The following is a 4,572-nucleotide window of genomic DNA, read 5'->3' on the forward strand; positions in this document are numbered from 1 at the left end:
TGGCACTGGACCGCGCGCCGAGCTGGCACCGGACGGCGCGCCGAGCTGGCACCGGACGGCGCGCCGAGCTGGCACCGGACGGCGCGCCGAGCTGGGACCGGACCGCGCGCCGAGCCGAATGGGGCGGCACCCAGCGTGACCCCCGGCATTCACGCCGCGGACATGAACCCTCGGGACCACGCCGCGTCCAGGACGGCCGTCGCCGCTATGGCTGGGCCTTGCTTGCCAGCAGGGCGGTGACGGCGCGGGTCAGGGTGGCCCGGGCCTTGTCCGCCGACATCTCCATCGGCTTGCGCAGCGTGTCCCACGTGTTGAAGGTGCTGACCGCGGTGAGCGCGTCCAGCAGCACCTCGTCGTCGCCGATCTCCGCCGCAAAGAGCGCTCTCACCTCGTCGCGTACGCGCTCCACGTGCAGTTGCCGGTAGTGCTGCAGCGCCGGGGAGAACGGCTCCTTCAGCGCCGAGGCGCGGGCCGCGGGACCGATCGCGTCGTTCATGCGGGCCCGCTGCTTGCAGTACGTGTCGATGCGCTCGGTCAGCGGCAGATCCGGGGAGATCGGCACGAACGCCTTGTCGCGCATGTCGAGGATCCGCTGGGCGCTGGCGGTGAACAGCGCCTCCATGTCGGCGAAGTGGCTCCACAGTGCACGCAGCGAGACGCCCGCCAGCTTGGCGATCTTGTCGGCGGTCGGGCGCAGGTCATCGGTGGTGATGAGGCTGACGTGCGCGTCCACGATCGCGTTGCGGGTGCGTTCGGACCGGGCGGTGCGCCCGTCCACGCGCGGGGTCGGTGTGGTCATGCGTTGCTCCGATAGCGGTTGAGCTCCCGCCGGGCCAGCGAGCGCTTGTGCACCTCGTCCGGGCCGTCGGCCAAGCGGAGCGTACGGGCCGACGCCCAGAGCCGTGCCAGCGGTGTGTCCTGCGACGTCCCGGCGGCGCCGTGTGCCTGGATCGCCTTGTCGAGGATCCACTCGACGGTCAGCGGGGTGACGATCTTGATGGCCTGGATCTCGGTGTGCGCGCCCTTGTTGCCGACGGTGTCCATCAGCCAGGCGGCCTTGAGCACCAGCAGGCGGGCCTGCTCGATGCGCACCCGCGACTCGGCGATCCAGTCCTGGATGACGCCCTGCTCGGCCAGCGGCTTGCCGAACGGCTCGCGGGTGAGCGCACGCTTGCACATCAGCTCGAGGGCGCGCTCGGCCATGCCGATCAGGCGCATGCAGTGGTGGATGCGGCCCGGGCCGAGGCGCGCCTGCGAGATGGCGAAACCGCCGCCCTCCTCGCCGATCAGGTTCGACGCCGGCACGCGGACCTGGTCGAAGATCACCTCGGCGTGGCCGCCGTGGTCGCCGTCGGTGTATCCGAACACGGTCATGCCGCGCTTGATCGTCAGACCGGGCGTGTCGCGGGGGACGAGGATCTGGCTCTGCTGGACGTGCCGCGCGGCCTGCGGGTCGGTCTTACCCATGACGATGAAGATCTGGCAGTTCGGGTTCATCGCGCCGGAGATGTAGAACTTGCGGCCGGTGATCACGTACTCGTCGCCGTCGCGCTCGATGCGGGTGCCGATGTTGGTCGCGTCGGACGAGGCGACCTGCGGCTCGGTCATCGCGAAGGCGGACCGGATCTCACCGGCCAGCAGCGGCTTGAGCCAGCGCTCCTGCTGCTCCGGCGTGCCGAACTCGGCCAGCACCTCCATGTTGCCGGTGTCCGGCGCGGCGCAGTTCAGCGCGGCCGGGGCGATCGCCGGGCTCCGGCCCATGATCTCGGCGAGCGGGGCGTACTGCAGGTTGGTCAGGCCGGCGCCGTGCTCGCCGGGCAGGAAGAGGTTCCACAACCCGCGCGCCTTCGCCTCGGACTTGAGGCCCGCCAGCAGCGGCGGCGACGACCAGCCGGACTCGGCGGCGTGGAACTCCTCCTCGGCCGGGTAGACGAACTCGTCCATGAAGGCGAGCAGCCGCTTGCGGTAGTCCTCGGTCTTCTCGTCGTACGTGAAGTCCACGCCTATCCCTCCAGCGCCTGGTGTCCTTGCTCGACCAGCGGCGCCACCATCGCGCCGACCGTGTCGAAGCCCTCGCCCACGGTCTGCCCCTGGACGAACCGGTAGTGCACGCCCTCGAGGATGACGGCGAGCTTGAAGGTGGCGAACGCGACGTACCAGTGCAGGTCGCTCACATCGCGTTTGCTGCGTTCGGCGTACCGCCGGGTCATCTCGTCGACCGTCGGGTGGCCGGCGATGGTCAGCGGCGGGCGGGCCGTGCCCTCCTTGGTCAGCAGCGGCCGGTCCGCGTAGACGAGCATCAGGGCGACGTCGCTGAGCGGGTCGCCGAGCGTCGACATCTCCCAGTCGAGCACCGCGGCGACGGTCAGGTCGCCGTCGATCAGCACGTTGTCGAGGCGGTAGTCGCCGTGCACCACCGTGCCGTCGCCCTCCGGCACCTGCACGGCCAGGCGGGCGTGCAGCTCCTCGATGCCCGGCACGTCCCGGCTGCGGGAGGCGTCCAGCTGCTTCTTCCAGCGGCGCACCTGGCGCTCGTTGAAGCCCTGTGGCCGGCCGAAGTCGCCCAGCCCGATCGCCACCGGGTCGAGCGCGTGCAGGTCGGCCAGGGTGTCGACAACCGAGAGGACCAGGGCGTGCGTCGCCTCCGGGCCGAGCGCCTCGATGTCCTCGACGGCCCGGTAGATGTGGCCGTCCACGTACTCCATCAGGTAGAACGGCGCCCCGATCACCCCGGGGTCGGTGCACAGCCGGATCGGTCTCGGCGCCGGGAAGCCGGCCGCGGACAGGGCGGAGAGCACCTTGTGCTCGCGGCTCATGTCGTGCGCGGTGGGCAGCACGTGCCCCAGCGGCGGCCGGCGCAGCACCCACCGGGAGGCGCCGTCGCTGACGGCGTATGTCAGGTTGGACCGCCCGCCGGCGAACAACGTCGCCGTGAGCGGCCGGTCCGAACCCAGAAACGCCTGCAGCGCGACCGGGTCGAGGCCCGGCGGTGCGGTCACCCGAAGCTCCGCTGGATCTTGTTCATCCCCGCCAGCCAGCGGTCCGGATCCGAAGCCCTGCGCTGGTAATACTCCGCCACCTCGGGGTGCGGAAGGATCAGGAAACCGTCCGACTTGATCGAATCGGCCACCACCGACGCCACCTCCGAAGCCTCCATCGCGCTGTCGGCGAGCAGGCTGCTGCTCGCGCTCCGGCCGCCCCCGCGGGTCATCATGTCCGTGCGCACGCCCTGCGGGCACAGCGCCTGGACCTTGATGCCACGATGAGCGTAGGTGGCGCGCAGCCACTCCGCGTAGGCCAGGGATGCGTGTTTGGTCACCGAGTACGTGGCGCTGCCGAGCAGCGTGAGCAGGCCGGCCGCCGACACGGTGACAAGCAGATGTCCGTGCCCGCGGTCCAGCCACCGGGGCAGGAGCGCGCGGGACGCGTACACGTGGCTCATGACGTTGACGTGGAAGTCGCGCAGCCAGACGTCGTCCGGGGTCTCCGGGCCGCCCGAGGAGAGCACGCCGGCGTTGGCGCAGAACAGATCGATGCCGCCGAGCTCATCCCAGGCGACGTCGACGAGCCGGCTGATGTCGGCCTCGTTGCCGGCGTCGCCCGGGACGACCCGCCCCCCGATGTCGGCGGCGACCGCCTCGGCCGCCGCCGCGTCCACGTCGTTGACGATCACCTGCGCGCCGTCCGCGGCGAACCGGCGGGCCAGGGCGGCGCCGATGCCGCCGCCGGCGCCGGTCACCACAACCTTTTTCACGGGCCCGCTCACTGCACCGACCCCGCCAGCGTGATGCCGCCGTCGATGACGAGCGTCTGCCCGGTGATCCAGGCGGCGTCCGGCGAGCATAGGAAGGAGACCGCGCCGGCGACGTCCTCGGGGACGCCCAGCCGTTTCAGCGGGTACGTGGCCGCCACCTCTTCCTCGCGGCCCTCGAAGAGCGCGGAGGCGAACCGGGTTTTGACCACCGCCGGGGCGACCGCGTTGACCCGGACCGAGGGCCCGAGCTCGACGGCCAGCTCCTCGGTGAGGTGGATCAGCGCCGCCTTGCTGACGCCGTAGAAGGCGATGCCCGGCGCGGGGCGGACGCCGGAGACCGACGCGATGTTCACGATCGAGCCGCCCGCGGACAGCCCGCCGCGCAGCGCCTCCTGCACCCAGCCCAGCGTGCCGACGACGTTCACGTCGATGATCTTGCGGGCCGCGCCCAGGTCGAGATCTTGCAGCTTGCCGTAGACCGGGTTGATGCCGATGTTGTTGACCAGCGCGCCGATCGGCCCGAACCGGCCGACCACGGTGTCGACGACAGCGGCGCGATGGTCCGCGTCGTCACCCTTGCCGGCCATCCCGATCGCGACCTCCGGCCCGCCCAGGTCCTTCACCGCCGTGTCGAGGGCGGTGGCGTCGCGGCCGGTGATGCAGACCCTCGCGCCCTCGGCCACGAACCGCTGGGCGATGGCGAACCCGATGCCCCGGCTCGCGCCGGTGACGACCGCCACAGCGCCGGTCAGCTGCGTCATCTGTGGATCTCCCTCGGTACCTTTTTGCACTACTAATGCAAATACTAAACGCAAGCC

Annotated in this window: 5 protein-coding genes; all 5 read right to left on the minus strand. The window is 71.2% G+C overall.

The window, feature by feature from the left end:
• Positions 1-205: 205 nt before the first annotated feature.
• From AB0M20_RS28770 to AB0M20_RS28790, 5 genes are read right to left on the minus strand one after another with little or no spacing between them, the layout of a single operon-like run.
• Positions 206-799: a TetR/AcrR family transcriptional regulator gene (locus AB0M20_RS28770; protein ID WP_364303444.1), complete on the minus strand. Its 594-nt coding sequence runs from the start codon at positions 797-799 to the stop codon at positions 206-208.
• A complete protein-coding gene (locus AB0M20_RS28775) occupies positions 796-2,001 on the minus strand; it encodes an acyl-CoA dehydrogenase family protein (RefSeq protein ID WP_364303445.1) in 1,206 nt (401 codons plus the stop codon). The genes AB0M20_RS28770 and AB0M20_RS28775 overlap by 4 nt, the downstream gene beginning before the upstream one ends.
• A gap of 2 nt (positions 2,002-2,003) precedes the next feature.
• Positions 2,004-2,999, minus strand: coding sequence for a phosphotransferase family protein (locus AB0M20_RS28780; RefSeq protein WP_364303446.1), 996 nt, complete (start codon positions 2,997-2,999; stop codon positions 2,004-2,006).
• The gene (locus tag AB0M20_RS28785) at positions 2,996-3,754 is read right to left on the minus strand and encodes an SDR family oxidoreductase (RefSeq protein ID WP_364303447.1); all 759 of its coding nucleotides are present in this window, start codon (positions 3,752-3,754) and stop codon (positions 2,996-2,998) included. The genes AB0M20_RS28780 and AB0M20_RS28785 overlap by 4 nt, the downstream gene beginning before the upstream one ends.
• An 8-nt stretch (positions 3,755-3,762) precedes the next feature.
• Entirely contained in the window at positions 3,763-4,515 is a 753-nt protein-coding gene (locus AB0M20_RS28790; protein ID WP_364303449.1) for an SDR family oxidoreductase, read from the minus strand.
• Between the last annotated feature and the right edge of the window lie 57 nt (positions 4,516-4,572).

The organism is Actinoplanes sp. NPDC051633 (genome assembly GCF_040681735.1).
Taxonomy (GTDB): domain Bacteria; phylum Actinomycetota; class Actinomycetes; order Mycobacteriales; family Micromonosporaceae; genus Actinoplanes.